This is a genomic window from Gemmatimonas sp. (assembly GCF_044376735.1).
Taxonomy (GTDB): Bacteria; Gemmatimonadota; Gemmatimonadetes; order Gemmatimonadales; family Gemmatimonadaceae; genus Gemmatimonas.
The window spans coordinates 1-14057 of the sequence record NZ_JBILKJ010000070.1 but is presented as its reverse complement, the minus strand read 5'-3'; the positions used below and the strand labels follow the sequence as shown (position 1 = coordinate 14057).

The 14057-nt window shown below is 65.7% G+C and carries 14 protein-coding genes; 4 read left to right on the top strand and 10 right to left on the bottom strand.

The genetic code is table 11. From position 1 onward, the window contains the following. Positions 1 to 250: 250 nt before the first annotated feature. Together ACIRA7_RS10620 and ACIRA7_RS10615 are read left to right on the top strand one after the other, a co-directional pair. Positions 251 to 886, top strand: coding sequence for a hypothetical protein (locus tag ACIRA7_RS10620; protein WP_396220816.1), 636 nt, complete (start codon positions 251 to 253; stop codon positions 884 to 886). Positions 887 to 991: 105 nt separating this feature from the next. Further along, complete coding sequence (locus tag ACIRA7_RS10615; RefSeq protein ID WP_396220815.1) at positions 992 to 1468, top strand: DUF3592 domain-containing protein; 477 nt, start codon at positions 992 to 994, stop codon at positions 1466 to 1468. Positions 1469 to 1533: 65 nt separating this feature from the next. Here ACIRA7_RS10615 and ACIRA7_RS10610 read toward each other — a convergent pair whose 3' ends face one another. The 3 genes from ACIRA7_RS10610 to ACIRA7_RS10600 form a co-directional block, all read right to left on the bottom strand. Then, positions 1534 to 1986 carry a hypothetical protein gene (locus ACIRA7_RS10610; protein WP_396220814.1) on the bottom strand — a complete coding sequence of 151 codons (453 nt, stop codon included), beginning with the start codon at positions 1984 to 1986 and terminating at the stop codon, positions 1534 to 1536. 74 nt (positions 1987 to 2060) lie between these two features. Further along, the gene (locus ACIRA7_RS10605) at positions 2061 to 2528 is read right to left on the bottom strand and encodes a DUF6985 domain-containing protein (protein WP_396220813.1); all 468 of its coding nucleotides are present in this window, start codon (positions 2526 to 2528) and stop codon (positions 2061 to 2063) included. A gap of 111 nt (positions 2529 to 2639) precedes the next feature. Beyond that, positions 2640 to 2774, bottom strand: a complete 135-nt coding sequence (locus ACIRA7_RS10600) for a transcriptional regulator (protein ID WP_396220812.1) — start codon at positions 2772 to 2774, stop codon at positions 2640 to 2642. A 154-nt stretch (positions 2775 to 2928) separates the two neighbouring features. On the opposite strand from ACIRA7_RS10600, the gene ACIRA7_RS10595 reads away from it, so the two are divergent. Further along, positions 2929 to 4026 (top strand): dipeptidase, encoded by a 1098-nt coding sequence (locus tag ACIRA7_RS10595; RefSeq protein ID WP_396220811.1) that lies wholly within the window; start codon positions 2929 to 2931, stop codon positions 4024 to 4026. 65 nt (positions 4027 to 4091) lie between these two features. On the opposite strand, the gene ACIRA7_RS10590 is transcribed toward ACIRA7_RS10595, so the two are convergent. From ACIRA7_RS10590 to ACIRA7_RS10580, 3 genes are all read right to left on the bottom strand, one after another. Further along, the gene (locus ACIRA7_RS10590; protein ID WP_396220817.1) at positions 4092 to 5519 is read right to left on the bottom strand and encodes a carboxypeptidase regulatory-like domain-containing protein; all 1428 of its coding nucleotides are present in this window, start codon (positions 5517 to 5519) and stop codon (positions 4092 to 4094) included. Between the two features lie 149 nt (positions 5520 to 5668). Further along, positions 5669 to 5965: a hypothetical protein gene (locus ACIRA7_RS10585; RefSeq protein WP_396220810.1), complete on the bottom strand. Its 297-nt coding sequence runs from the start codon at positions 5963 to 5965 to the stop codon at positions 5669 to 5671. A 340-nt stretch (positions 5966 to 6305) separates the two neighbouring features. Continuing rightward, on the bottom strand, positions 6306 to 6698 hold the full coding sequence (locus ACIRA7_RS10580) for a phosphopantetheine adenylyltransferase (RefSeq protein WP_396220809.1): 393 nt from the start codon (positions 6696 to 6698) through the stop codon (positions 6306 to 6308). A gap of 320 nt (positions 6699 to 7018) precedes the next feature. Here ACIRA7_RS10580 and ACIRA7_RS10575 point away from each other — a divergent pair, with 320 nt between their 5' ends. Next, positions 7019 to 8395: a pyridoxal phosphate-dependent decarboxylase family protein gene (locus ACIRA7_RS10575; RefSeq protein ID WP_396220808.1), complete on the top strand. Its 1377-nt coding sequence runs from the start codon at positions 7019 to 7021 to the stop codon at positions 8393 to 8395. A gap of 146 nt (positions 8396 to 8541) precedes the next feature. Here the strand turns inward: ACIRA7_RS10575 and ACIRA7_RS10570 are convergent, their stop codons facing one another. The 4 genes from ACIRA7_RS10570 to ACIRA7_RS10555 all read right to left on the bottom strand — a co-directional run bounded on the left by ACIRA7_RS10570 (position 8542) and on the right by ACIRA7_RS10555 (position 13749). Further along, positions 8542 to 9414, bottom strand: a complete 873-nt coding sequence (locus ACIRA7_RS10570) for a DUF4249 domain-containing protein (RefSeq protein ID WP_396220807.1) — start codon at positions 9412 to 9414, stop codon at positions 8542 to 8544. Positions 9415 to 9416: 2 nt separating this feature from the next. Continuing rightward, complete coding sequence (locus ACIRA7_RS10565; protein ID WP_396220806.1) at positions 9417 to 12095, bottom strand: TonB-dependent receptor domain-containing protein; 2679 nt, start codon at positions 12093 to 12095, stop codon at positions 9417 to 9419. Between the two features lie 66 nt (positions 12096 to 12161). Then, positions 12162 to 13103 (bottom strand): FecR family protein, encoded by a 942-nt coding sequence (locus ACIRA7_RS10560; protein WP_396220805.1) that lies wholly within the window; start codon positions 13101 to 13103, stop codon positions 12162 to 12164. An 82-nt stretch (positions 13104 to 13185) separates the two neighbouring features. Next, positions 13186 to 13749 (bottom strand): RNA polymerase sigma-70 factor, encoded by a 564-nt coding sequence (locus ACIRA7_RS10555; RefSeq protein WP_396220804.1) that lies wholly within the window; start codon positions 13747 to 13749, stop codon positions 13186 to 13188. Between the last annotated feature and the right edge of the window lie 308 nt (positions 13750 to 14057).

Sequence of the window (14057 nt, the reverse complement as noted above, 5' to 3'; positions counted from 1 at the left end):
TCGCCTGGCGTTACCGCGCCGACCACCGCGGTTGAACCGCCGGGTCGTAGGCCGTCCCTGACCTCCGGCGCAGCGCCTGTGCGCGCAGCCGTTGCGCCATCGGGTCACTTCCCTCTGACCGTATGGAACGCGTCACATGAGAGTCCTCCTTTTGTTGGCCCCCGTACTTCTTGCAGCGCGCGTTACGTCCGCGCAGCATGCTTCACCACCACCCGACGTTCCGCCGCAACGCCATCATGAGTGTCCATCAGTGTCCCTCAAATCGGATTGGGTACTGAGCGGCAAGCAGCGCACGTGCAATTGGATCACCAACGGTGTCCTTTCGGTTGAAGGCCTGGTTGGCTCGAATGTCATTGCGCTCGCCTCCGTGGTGATGGATCTGGAAGAGGAGCGCGGCGACCCGTACCGCGCTCGATTCGGCCAGCGGTTTGCAGAGAACGCGCTCAAAACGACCGGCGCATATGCGGGCACATTGCTCACCGGAGAGGATCCCCGACGGCGACCGCCATACCTGGTGCTCAAGGGTCCTCGTCCATCCGGATTCCTCCCAAGAACAGGGCTGGCTCTCAAAGAGAACCTGCTGGCGTATCACTGCGATGCTCCGTGCACGCAGGCGGAGCACGTGCGAACCAGTCTGTCCGCGGCTCGGCTACTCGGGTCGGCCGCCAGTGGATTCGGGCGGGAGCTCACGCTGCACAGCAGCCAGCGATCGGTCTCCCGTGCTGCACGCGCTTCACTGTCGGCCTACGCGATCGGCTACGCGAGCGCCGTCGTTGGTGAGTTTACGCCCGAACTGACGGCGGGAGTCAAGAAGTCCATCGGGGCGCTCTTCCGGCAGATGCTGGCAGGGATGGCACGACGCGACCATTCATGCGTTGATTCGTAAGGCACTCACCGTCTTTGATCGGCACAGGACGTCGCAGTTCCCGCCGTACGGAGGCTGTGCTCTTGTCGGCCTCACGAAGTTCGAGCGAAAACGGAAACTCCTTCGATGAATCCTGACCCCTCGGCGTTTTTCAGATCAAATGGCCATCGCATCGTCGGTCTGATTGCGATGGTCATCGGTTCCCTTGTCTGTTTTTTTCTGGTGTATCAGCCTTGGCGTCTTGCGACGGTCGCCGAGCGCTGGAAGGAGGTTCCCTGCGCCATCGTTTCAAGTCGCATGATTGAGGTTAGCAACTCGGACGGACCTGATTCCTACGTCCCGGACATTCGTTACACCTATAAAATCGATGGACAGATGTACGAATCCAGCCGGGTCTTTCTGGTATCCTGGGGAAGGAATGAAGCAAGCGTTCAACGATTCTTGGGAAGGTACCCGGTCGGGTCCATCGCATCGGCCTTCGTGAACCCGGATGATCCTGCGGAATCGGTATTGGATAGGCATTTCAGACTGAGCTGGGTATTCCCACTGCTCTCGCTCTGCTTTCTGGTTTTCGGGAGCGTTCTCCTTTTTTTCAAAGAATAGCCTGCTGCGAATCCGGGGAGCCATCCTGTGCAACCGGGGGGTCAGGCCGTTGTTCATGTGTTTCGCTACGGCTCCAACGGTACAAGTCGCAGCATCCTCCCGGTGAGGTGGGCGATCCTGTAGGAGGTCGTCTTTCCATTCGCGCTGATCTGAAGGATCATCTTGTGGCCTGCCACAATGGTCCAGTTGCACGGCTTGAAATGATGGGCATCGGCGGGAGACAGAAAGTAGAACTCACACCCTCCCTTCGGCGCGAACTTGTAGGCCATCCTGAATCGGCTCGGTGGGAATTTCATCGAGCCAGAGGGGCGGAATATCTGACCTGTTTCGCCCGATGGTTCCTCCTCACCGGAGTGAACCCAGTGCTGGAACAAGTCATTGATGTCAATGTCGGGGCGCGTCCCGGCCGACTTCGTACCCGCCGCCCGCGCTGCATCCGGTGCGGAGATTCGGGGTTGTGTGGACAGACACGACCAGAGACTCAGGATCACGAAACAGCGCAACATGGTGCTGTTCATTACGAGAAAGCGCGGCCACCCACCTGCTGCGCTGACGCGGCCGACGGCACCAACCTCCGTGAGGCGGGCACGCGCTAGACGCTGCCGCACACTTCGACCAACGTGCCGCCCCGTATCCGGACGCCAAGCGTGTGCTCCTCATCCCATGCCGCGCGCAACTGGATCTCGATCAGAAACTCCGTGCGCGCAGGGTCAATGCTCACGACACTCGCTTCCACGTGCGGCCAAGTGTCCTCCGGCCCTCGAATACGCGAAGGATCGAATCCGTCGGCTACCATCTCGCCGGCACGAATGGCGTCCGCGTACGGCTCAAGGTGCTCGTAGAGGGCACGGCCGATCTCCACACGGAGCGCGGCGTACAGGGCCGACACCTCATGTGCGCACGCCAGACTCTCGCGAGAGGGCGCCGCGCGATCGCCAGCGAGCTGAAGTTCGACCTGCCCCAGCGCTGGGAGCTCCGCACGAGTGACCCAGACACCTCCAGTCCGCTTGAAGGTGCCGAGCCGTGTGTCCGTGAAGGGATCCGATCCAAACCAACCCATCGTCGCACCTCATGGTGTTCTGCTCACGCGAACGCTCCGCCTCTTGAGCGGGCGATCAGATTCAACGCGAGCGCAGCGAGCTATCGAGTCACCCGACGGCCGCACGCATCGTTAACTGGCGGCCGCGTAGGCGGCGACCTCGACATCGAGACGCGGGCCTGACCAGCCGCTTTCAACCTCCAGGTCATAGCGCGTCTGCAGGTTCAGCCAGAACGGCGCCGAGATGCCGAAGTATCGACCCAGCAATAACGCTCACCGTCGTCCCTGATGCCAGCACGAGCACGCGGCGACCATCGAACGCCAGGAGAGAGAAGACTGGTAGCGCAGAGCCGACTGCAGGAAGCGCCTCTTCGGCCTACGGCAAGCTTGCTCGAATGCACCGGCGGTTGAACATTGACGCATGATCAATCGCCGGCGCTTCCTTCACGACAGTCTGCTGGCCACCGCCGGCGTCTCATCGCTGGCTCGGGCGGCATCCGCGCAGCGATCCGTCGAGCACGCCGTCTCGAACGCCACGCACGAAAGGCAACCCGCGCCGATCGTCTTTGATCTTCACGCGCACCCCGGCGCCACCTTTCAGAAGGGGAGACCGGAGTACCTGGGAGACGAAGCGCACCGGAAGACCGTCGCCGGTATGCAGGCGGGCGGACTCACCGGCGCCTTCTTCAGCCTGGTGGCGGATGGTCCGCTGATCGAACTGACGCCCAACGGCGTGGTCACGCACGGTGGATACGCGAAGGGGGATGCGGCGCGCGAGTATCAGCGACAGCTCGCCGACCTGACGGCGCTCATGCGGACGACGGCCGCATTCATCGCCACGCGGGCGTCGGACCTGCAGCGTGCCCAGCGTGAACACACGGTGGCGGCATTCCTCGCCTGTGAAGGAGGCGAGTTCCTGGAAGGAGACGCGGGGCGTGTCGATCAGCTCCACGCCGACGGTGTGCGCTCACTGCAGCTGGTGCACTATGTACCCAACGTGCTGGGCGATCTGCAAACGCAGCCGAGTCAGCACGGCGGACTGTCGGCGGCCGGAAAGGCGGTCGTCAAGCGGCTGACCGCGAAGGGGATCGTGATCGATGTGGCGCACGCATCATTCGAGACCGTGCGCGATGTGGCCTCGCAGACCTCGGCGCCGCTCATCCTCTCGCACAGCATTCTCAGGTTGGATGACGCGCGCCTGCTCGCAGCGCGCGCCATCAGTGTCGAGCATGCGAAGCTCGTAGCCGGCACCGGCGGGGTAATCGGGGCGTGGCCCAGCGGCTTCAACGCCAGCTTCGACGAGTTCGTCGCCAACACGATGCGGCTCATCGACACCGTCGGCGTGGACCACGTGGGCCTGGGCACCGACATGGATGGCAACCTCAAGCCGGTGCTTGGTGACTATGCGCAGCTACCCGACTGGCTGACCGCGCTCCGAGCCAAGGGGCTGTCAGCCAGTGATGTGGCCAAGGTGGCCGGCGGCAACATGCAGCGTGTGTTGTCGCAGGTCATCGGGTAGCGTTCGCCGGCTGCGTGGTAGTCGAGGCCGTAACGGACAGCGCAACGTGTCGCGCTTCACCCGCTCTACTTCTGCCTTTGCGGACCAAACACCCGCACGTTCCCCAACCCTCGCTTGGTCCACACCGCAACCACGCCGCAGCCGTCCATCGTGAGATACTCGGCGGGTACCGTGGACGACCGTCCATACACCTCGAGTACCGCCACTTCGTCAGGCAAGACCATCTCGTCGAGCGTTGCGGGGTACCGTCCCGGACTGGACAGGAGGTAGCCATCGAGGAACAGCGTCGCACGACATTCCAGGCCCACGAAGTTGCGGCCGACGATGTTGTTCCCCCATCCTTGGCCGGACACGACCCGGATACCGGGCAGGCCCGTGAGCGCATTGGTGACCATGGTGCTGGTGCGCTCGCGCACGGTGGCCCCATCGAGGAACATGCCCTGCCCTTGCCGCCAACGGCGCTCCAGCGAACGTACGTCGTTGGGCAACGACTGGCCGGCAACCACGCGCACCGTGTCCAATAGCACATTGCGCTTGTTGAGCGTGAACGAAAGCTCCAGCGGCACGCCGGGCTCCAATTGCACGGCCCGTCGCTCCGGCTCGTAGCCGATGGCACGCGCCTCGACGCTTTGTGTACCGCCCGCCGCATCCACGATGAAAAACGCTCCCGTGGAATCGGTGCGTACCGTGGCTCCGCTGCCAATAACGCGCACGGTGGCGTCGGGCAGCGCGGTCGCAGGGCCTGATTGCACGGTACCGCGAACCACGGCGGTGCCTGCGCGCGCGGGGGCGGGGGCTCCACTATCGGTGGGGAGCATGGCAGCAGACGCGCGCCGGTCAACGAACAGATCGAGCACGGCATACGCTGATTCGGGAATGCCGAACTCGATCTGTCCCGTGGAGTCACTGGCCTGCCACGCCCGCGCCGACACCACGGTGCCTCGCGCGGCGCCGCACAGCACATACCGCCCCTCACGATCGGTACGCGCGGTGCGTCGCACGTCTTCGCGCACGGTCGACTTCTTGGCGAAGACCCATTCCGGCCACTCCACCGACACCGTAGCACCGGCCACTGGAGACTTGTCGCCCGCCGAACGCACTTCACCGACCAGCGTCACGGCGCTGTCGCTGCCCGTGGGGCAGAGCATACGCGCCACCGACGACGCACTCGCAATGGCCAAGGTGAGCGGAATGGTGCCGCTCTCGACGACCGCCACACGGGCCAGGGGTGCCTCCAGGCGCAACGAATCCAGGCGGGCGTGGGCAAACGATGCCACCCACACACCACCCGGTAATTCCGGTACGGCAAACATCCCCCGCTCGTCGGTGCGCGCGTTGATTCCCACCGACGGATCATCGGGGCGAAAGAGCCTCACCAACGCATTGGGAAGCGGAGCAGCGGCGATGCTGTCGTACACCTGCCCCACGACCCGTGCCGTGACAGGCGTTTGTGCGGCCACGGCGTGCGTTGGCGAGAGCAGAGCGACACCCATCACCAGGCACATCACCGAGGGAGCATTACCAAGTAAGCGCATAGCGTGCCTCCAAGGCTTCGGGGGGAGCATGACCGCAGTGAAAGGTTCCGGGTGCACGCACCGCACTGACAGACCCGCGTAGGTTCGGCCGCGATGCCGAACCCGCGTTACGCCGCATCTCCGCTCCGGTGACGCGACAGCAACGAGAGACTGCGCACCAGACCGATGACGCAGGTCACTCGAACCACCAGGAGGAACGCGCGCACAACGTACCAGGCCGGGCTCTCCCCAGGCACGAGTCGCGCGTCCAGCCAATACAGCAGGAACAGCGCGCCGCCCCAGCGCCCCAAGCGTCGCAGTGGCGTATGACCGGGCTGCACTTGCGCCCACCACAACAAACCGACCGCCCATACGATGTTCCCCCAGTCGAAGATGACCCGGTCGAGCACGCGCAGCAAGTCCATAGGCCTGTCGTGGGGTGGATAGTGGACGACGACTCGCAGGGTGGTGGAATCGGCGGGAGGGGTCAATGCCTCATGTCGCCAGGGGGTCAGCTTCTCGTGTCGCCCCTTCCGCTCCCGCCCTTCGCACAATGCTGAGGTGAACCAGTTCTCGACCCGGCCTTACCCTCTCGGTGTGTGTACGTCGCTGGACCCGTTGCGAGCGCCGACCGCGAGTCCCACCGCGAAATCCGCGACCGTTGACGAGATCGCGCGCACACCGAGTTGGCGACCCAACCATAGGACCGCAGCCACACTGGCGACCCGCCGTGGGCGTCTGCATCGCGCAACGCACCGACGTCCATTATGTGGAATACGCCGCGTCACCGCGCGTGAGCAGGTGCACGATGGCAGCGATGACAAGCAAAGCCAACGCGAGGATGTCGGCCTTGACGACGGTGGACAAGGCCGAGTTGTAATTGCGAACAGAGATGGCGAGCGCGAGGAATGCGACGACGCTTACCGCGGCGGCAATGAGGGCGAGGCTGTGCAGATGCCGATGAAAGGCCGCGTAGGCCAGGAAGGCTGCCAGCAAGCCGAATAGCACGGCTCGGTGGCGCATGAGGATCTCAAGGTTCGAGTCCTGCACTGCAATGCCGTAGAGACTCGACACGCTTGCGGCGCTGACCACTCCCAACAATGGAAGCGCGTGAATCAGTGCCACAAGGAGGAGGACGGCGGGAACGACGAAGCGCATAGCCGTGGCGAAGAGTTGTATTGGCGAGGTTGTACCGCCGTCCAACACTCCGATCGATGACCTGAGCGGTACGTTGGGTTGTGAGGTCGAACGCGGGCTTCTGCAACGGGCCATCGAGCAAAACGCGAGCACAGCGAGCTACCGATGCCTCAAAGGCTTCGGGTGGGGGGTACGGCTGCATAAAAAATATAGCCGGAACGGCGGGAACGGCATCGCATGGCGTACACGGGAGAGGACCGAGTGGCTGCCGTACGCAGACGACGGGACAACGACGCCGCGACAACATTTACGTGATGAGGCCCGCTCATTACCCTCCCACCATGGACGCCCTCGATATCGCGTTTGCCGAAGCCCGCCGCTATCTGGCCTCGCTCGACACCCGCCCCGTTGCCTCGCGCGGCACGCCCAGCGAAATGCGCGCACCGCTGCCGACACATCTCCCGGAGCATGGCTTGCCCGCCACCGATGTCGTCCGCGCGATTGCCGCAGCGGCTGAGCCGGGATTGACCGGCAATGCCGGCGGCCGCTTTTTCGCCTGGGTGAAGGGCGGGGCGCTCCCCGCCGCGCTGGCCACCGACATCATGTGTTCGGCCTGGGATCAGAATGCCGTGCTGGCATCGACCAGTCCCGCCGGCGCCGTGCTGGAGGAAGTCGCCGGGCGGTTCTTGCTGGAGGCACTGCGGCTGCCGTCCGATTGCAGCTATGCCTTTGTCACCGGCTGCCAGATGGCGCATGTCACCGCGCTTGCCGCGGCGCGTCATGCCGTGCTGGCGCGCCGCGGCTGGGATGTCGAAGCCAAGGGACTGCAAGGTGCCCCGGTCGTCCGTGTACTCGCCAACGCGCATCATCATTCCTCCGTGACGCGGGCGCTGCGCCTGCTCGGAATGGGCAGTGACTGTGTCGTTCCGCTCGGCGGCGACCGACCCGGTCAGGTCTCACCCAGCGTGCTACGCGATACGCTGGCACTCGCCCCCGACGCACCGACCATTGTCATCCTCAATGCTGGCGACCTCAATATCGGTGCCTGCGATGATTTCGCGACGTTGATTCCGATCGCGCAGGCGAGGGGCGCATGGGTTCATGTCGACGGCGCCTTCGGACTGTGGGCCAATGCCAGTCCGCGGCTCGCCCCGCTGGTGACGGGGGTCGAACGGGCCGATAGCTGGGCGACCGATGGCCATAAATGGCTGAACACGCCCTACGATTGCGGCATGGCGATCACCCGTGATCCGGTGGCGCACAGCGCGGCGATGCGGATGACGGCGGCGTATCTGACGAGTGGCGGCGATGTCCGTGATCCGATGGATTTCACCCCGGAATGGTCGCGCCGAGCCCGCGCCTTGCCGGCACTGGCGGCGTTGATGGAGCTGGGCCGCGATGGTCTCGCGGCCATGATCGAGCGATGCTGCGATCATGCCGCCGCCATCTATGACGGCATGGCCGCGTTACCGGGGGCGACCGGCATCGCGCGGCCGACGATGAACCAGGGGCTGATCCAGTTCAACGCGCATGATGGCAGCAACATCAGCGACGCGGTGATCGCCGCGATCAACGCCAGCGGTGAAGCGTTCATGAGTGGCGGCATGTGGGATGGACAGCGGGTGATGCGCATCAGCGTATGTGGCTGGAATACACACCGCGGTGATGTCGCGCGAACCGTAGAAGCAGCGGCCGCGGCCTTGCATGGCTTACGCTGAGGAGACGCATCGCATGACCTGCCCATGGCAGCGCACGACGGTACCTCCCGCGCCATGACCATCATCCTTTACGGTAGCCGCGCGTCCGCGCCACCGTTGAAGGGTGTACTGCGGGGAGTACCGCGCACCACTCGTCACGCCATACCCTACGGCACGCGCCCCCGCCGCTCGGCCACCTCACTCGCCACGAAGTACCCCAGCGCACGCTTCGACGGTGTGGTGAGATTCGCCACGTTCCCGCGCACACTCGCGGGAGGCACCGAGAAGGGGGAGCCGTCGCCATCCACCTGCTGGTTGAGCGCGTCGTAGTAGCGCCAGACCGCCTCCGAAATGGAGTACTGCCGCACCAGCACCTCCTGGCCGCTACGCACGGCGCGCCCGTCGAACGGCTGGAACGCCCGCACGCGACGACCCTGATAGAACTCGTCGGAGGTGACCACGCGGTAGCGAAAGAGCGTGTCCGGCGAGAGCAGCCGCGTGCCATCCACGAATTGATCCCACAGATAGTAGTTGCGCACCGACGGCGGGTCACGGAGGTCGATCGTCGCGCGCAGGCCGTCCTTTACGGGATCTCGCCTCGGTCGCGGCGTGAAGTACAGCGAATCGATCCCGGCCACCGCGTTCAGCGCTTCCACCGCTTCGTACCGATCGCCCTGCCACTCGATCCGCAACGTGTACGTGCGCCCCGCCGCGGCCACCAGACTGTCGGTCACATAGGTACCGGGCGTCGACGACTCGCGGAACAGCACCACCGTGCCGCGATCGTCGCGCACCGACACGACGGCGCCGCGGGCCGGCGGCGACGCGCTGTTCGTGAAATACGGGGCGGTCGTGGTCAGGCGCAGCGACTGCTGGCCGCTCGCGGTGCTGGCGGTGGCGCCGCGCAACGCTTCCAAGCGCCCTTCCACCACCAGTCGCACCGGACCGTCGGCGACCTCGATTTCCACCACTTTCTCGCAGGCCGCCAGCACCGGGAGCGCCAGCACCGCCATGACGCGTCGAAGAGTTCGAGTACGCATGATCAGAACTTGAAGACGTAGTTGATGCTCGGCACGATGCCGAAGATGGACGTTTGCACTGCCTCGGCAGCGAGCGGGTTCCGCTCCTGCTGGCGTACGCGGAGTGACTGCGCGTTGAACCGGTTGTACACGTTCAGCAGACCGAACTGCAGCTCACCGCGCCGCATGGTGCGCGTCAGACTGAGATCGAGCCGATGATACGTGGGCAAGCGCTCGCTGTTTCGCGGCCCGTACTCGGCGATCAGAAAGCCGTCAATCACATAGCGGCTCTGCGGCAACGTGGTGGGCAACCCGGTGGCGAAGAGGAACGTCGACCCGACCGTCCACTTGGGCTTCCACGCGTAGACGCCCACCAGCGAGAGATTGTGGGTCTTGTCGAAGGGAGACACGTACCACGCGCCCCCGTTCACGCCACCACCGCTCGTAGCGCCCGCCCGTGCCGGCACCGGAAAGCGCTGTTCAGCCCGCGCGAGGGTGTAGCTCGCCCAGCCAGTCAGGCGCCCGCTGGTGCGACGCAGGAACAGCTCGAGCCCGTAGGCGCGTCCTTCGCCTTGAATGAGCAGCGTTTCGAGGCGGGGATTCAACACCAGATCGGCCCCATCGATGTAGTCCACGACGTTGGTGGCGGTCTTGAAGTACGTCTCGGCGGTGAACTCATACGTGCCGCGTCGTCCGCTGTAGCCGAGGGCGTACTGATGCGCACGCTGCGGCTGAATCCACTGGCCGGCCGGCTCCCAGACATCGAGCGGTGTCGGCGAGTTGGTATTCGACACCAGCTGCAGGAACTGCTGCGTGCGGGCGTAGCTGGCCTTGAGGCTGCTTCCCTCGGTGAGCGTGAAGCGCATCGAGGCGCGCGGCTCGAAGCCATCGTACCGGAACTGCGAGCCGCCGCCCGTGACGCGCGTGCTGTCGAGCAGGCGACCCGGCTCGTAGCGGCCGAGGGCGCTGTTGAAGACGACGGGTGCGTCGTTGGCGTAGCGATAGCGCGTCATCGGCCCCGTGCGGTCGAAGGCGGCGTAGCGCACGCCGTAGCGCACCCCGATCCGCGAGCCGAGCTCGACTTCGTGTCCGACATAGAGCGCGCTCGACATGGCGAAGCGCGTCTCGATGGTGCGCGGACGAATCAGCGTCGTGTCTCCACGCGGGGTGATGCGGCCAGGACGGAACTCGTGATCGATCAGCTCGCCGCCGAACTCGAGCGTCTGTCGGTCGGTCAGCCGAAACGTTTCGTCGATCTTGAGGTTGTTGCTGCGGATGCCCGCGACCCATCGCGCGGAATCGGCGGGGTCGAAGCGAAACTCAAGCTTGTAGTCGTAGTCGCTGCTGGTGGCGGCCACTTTCGAGAAGAGGCGACCGAACGCCTGATTCCAGCGCAGCGTCGTGGAGCGGTTACCCCACCCGACACCGAAGTTTTCGCTGGCCTGCGCGAACCGGTCGCGTCCGGCGTAGGTGGAGAGCATCACCGAGCCCGTGAGGCCCACCCGAACGTTCAGCTTGGCATTGATGTCATAGAAGAAGGCGGCGTTCCGATTGAGACTCGTGTCGTTCGATAGCCGGAGGAAGGCATCGGCGTAGGACCGCCGGCCGGCGAGCATGTAGCTGCCACGTCCGTTGGGAAGCGGTCCTTCGACCATGGCCCGGCTGGCGAGCAGTCCAATCGATGCGTTGCCGGCAAACTCCCGCGCATTGCCCTCGCGCTGACGCACATCCACCACGCTCGACAGGCGCCCGCCGTACTTGGCGGGAATGGCGCCCTTGTAGAGCGTCACGTCGTCGACGGCGTCGGCGTTGAAGGTGGAGAGAAAGCCCAGGATGTGCGACGGATTGTAGATCGTCGACTCGTCGAGCAGGATGAGATTCTGGTCCACGCTACCGCCGCGCACACTGAAGGCGGTGGAGGCGTCGCTGGTGGTGGCGACACCGGGGAGCAGCGTCAGCGAGCGGAGCGGGTCCACCTCACCCAGCAGGGGGGGGATCTGCTTGGCGATCGCGAGGTCGAGTCGGGTGACACTCATGTCGGGAAGCTTGGGATCGAGATCGGCGCGCTCGGCCTTGGTCGCCTGCACCCGCATCGCCGACAGCACCATGGTGCGCGGACGCATGGTGAGGTCAGTGGTGGTCGCGCCGGTGAGCACGACGGTCGTATCGATCGGGGCAAAGCCGAGCGCGCGCAGCTGCAGTCGATGGGTGCCGCGTGGCAGCAGCAGGACGTAGAACCCTTCCTCGTTGCTCTCGCGCCGTGTCTCGTCGTTCACCAACAGGACCGCGTGACGGATGACTTCATTACTTGCGGCGCTACGTACGAAGCCGGACAGCCGCAGCTTTTCGCCATCCTTGACGGCGGGCGGTGGCGCGGCCGCGGAGCGACGAACGACGGCAAGCTGCCCGCCGGCCCCCACCAGGATCTGCAGCGGCGAGCCACTGATCGCCCGCAGTAGGGCGTCACGGGCGGGCAGTTGCTGCACCACCATGGAGACCGTCCGATCGAGCCCAGGGAGCGCGCGATCGGCGACATACGAAATGCGGGCCTGCTTCGTGATCTCGTCGAGCAGCTGCGCCAGCGAGACGTTGCGAAGGGTGATGGTCACGGGCGTCCGCAAGGCGCCGCGAGCGGTGCTGGCACTATCGAGGGCCACGAAGCCGCTCGGTGCGGATGGCTGTTGCGCTGCGAGTGATCGCACGGGCGCAGCCAGCGGGCTCCCCGCGGCCAGGAGCCACAGGGTTCGGGCGATACGAAACGTCATGGGTCAGGGAGTCAGCGTGATCTGCATTCCGCGCCGGTCCACGGTCGCGCCAAGTGACAGCGCGAGGGCATCGAGCAGCTGCGGTAAGGGTTGACTGACAAAGCGGGCCGTCAGCCGTCGCTCGGCGAGCGCGGGGGCCACGGCGATCTGCACACCATACCAGCGGCCAATCACGGCCACGGCTTCCTGCGCTGGCACATCGGTAAAGGCGAGGGCGCCCGTCAACCAGCTGAAGGCGGCGCTGTCCACGGGGAGCACCGCCACGGCGCCGTCAGGACCCAGTCGACCGCGTTGACCGGCCCGCAGCTGCACCCGTTTCGCGACCGGCACCGTGCGCGCCGCGGCGCTGTCGGCCAAGGCCACCACGCCCTCCTCCACCGCCACCTCCAGCTGCGTCAGCTCGGGCCAGGCGCGCACGATGAACCGCGTGCCCACGTCCTGCGCGACGCCGTCGCGTGCGCGCACGAGGAAGGGCGTGGTGCTGTCGTGCACGACCTCGAAGTACGCTTCGCCTTCGAGCGTGATGTCGCGTTGGCCGCCACGAAAGCCGCGCACCCAGGAGGCGGTACTGCCCGCGGCCAGCGTGATCGTACTGCCGTCGGGGAGCGTGACCGCGACCCGTTGGCCAAGCGGTGCCGACACCACATCACGGGCCGTCGACTGCCGTTGCCAGAGCCCCACCGCGCCCACGGTGAGGACCGCCGCTGCGGCATAACTCCACCACCGCGGTCGCGGCCGCCGTTCGCCCGTGTGAGGGGTAATGGTGCCGACCACACCGCCCGCTTCGCGCGGCAGGCGAGCCTGCAGTTGCTGCCAGGCCTCCTCCGTCTCTTCCGCACGCACCGTGACATCGCCGCTGGCGGCAGCGCGTACGGCCTCGCCCAGCGCCCCAGGGGGGAGCTCGGCGTCGGAGGACGATGGAGAGGAGGAGGGGTCGAAGGACATGGTCGATTCAGGGGGTTATCAGCAAGACACGGAGGATCGCGAAAACCCCCCACCGACACGTTCGCGGGTGGTCAGAGAACGCTCAGGGGTCGGTCAGCCGCGCCCTGAGCGCCTTGAGCCCGCGGGCCAGCTGGTTCTCGACGCCCTTCACGCCGATGCCCAGCACGTCGGCGATTTCGGCGTACGACAACCCCTCGCGCCAGCGTAGGTGCATGGCCAGGCGACAGCGTTCCGGCAGCGTCGCGAAGGCGGCCGTCACACGCGACTGCAGCTCGGCCGACTCGAGCACGGCGTCCGGCTCCGTCGGCGATGGGTGGAGGACGCGCACCCCGTCGAGCGCTTCATCGTCGGTCCAATCCCGTTCCACGGCATCGCGCCGACGCACGTTGAGCGCCCGATTGCGCGCCGCGGAATAGAGGTAGGCGCGAAAGCTGCCGGAGACCACAAGCGTTTCGCGATCGCGCCAGACGGCGAGGAACAGCTCCTGCACTACCTCCTCCGCCCGCGCCCGGTCGCCGACATAGCGCGCCGTGAACGCGACCAGCGGCCCGTGCATAGCCCGGAAACACCGTTCGAAGGCGAACGCATCGCCCGCGCGGATCTGCGCGGGAAGCTGGGGGTCGAGGGCAAGTTCGCCGGCGGGCATGCGGCAACTTACGCCCGGGACGGCCCGGTGTTTCGCGGGCGGAGGGTCAGGCCGTCGCGGGATGGTCTGCGCTCACGGACCCGACGTCAGGCTCGGCAGCGGTAGCACAACGCCCGGTCGACTGTCCAAGTCGACCGGGCGTCATCACTACCACCAGCGCGAATCCCTAGCGATCAAACTCCGCATCCGGCACAAACACCGGCTGTGCCGCACCAGGCCCGCCCTTCTCCACCTTGCTCCGCGTAATCTCCGGCAATCCGGCCGCCTTCAACATCGCGTTGAGCTTCGGCAAGTCGGCCGCAATGATG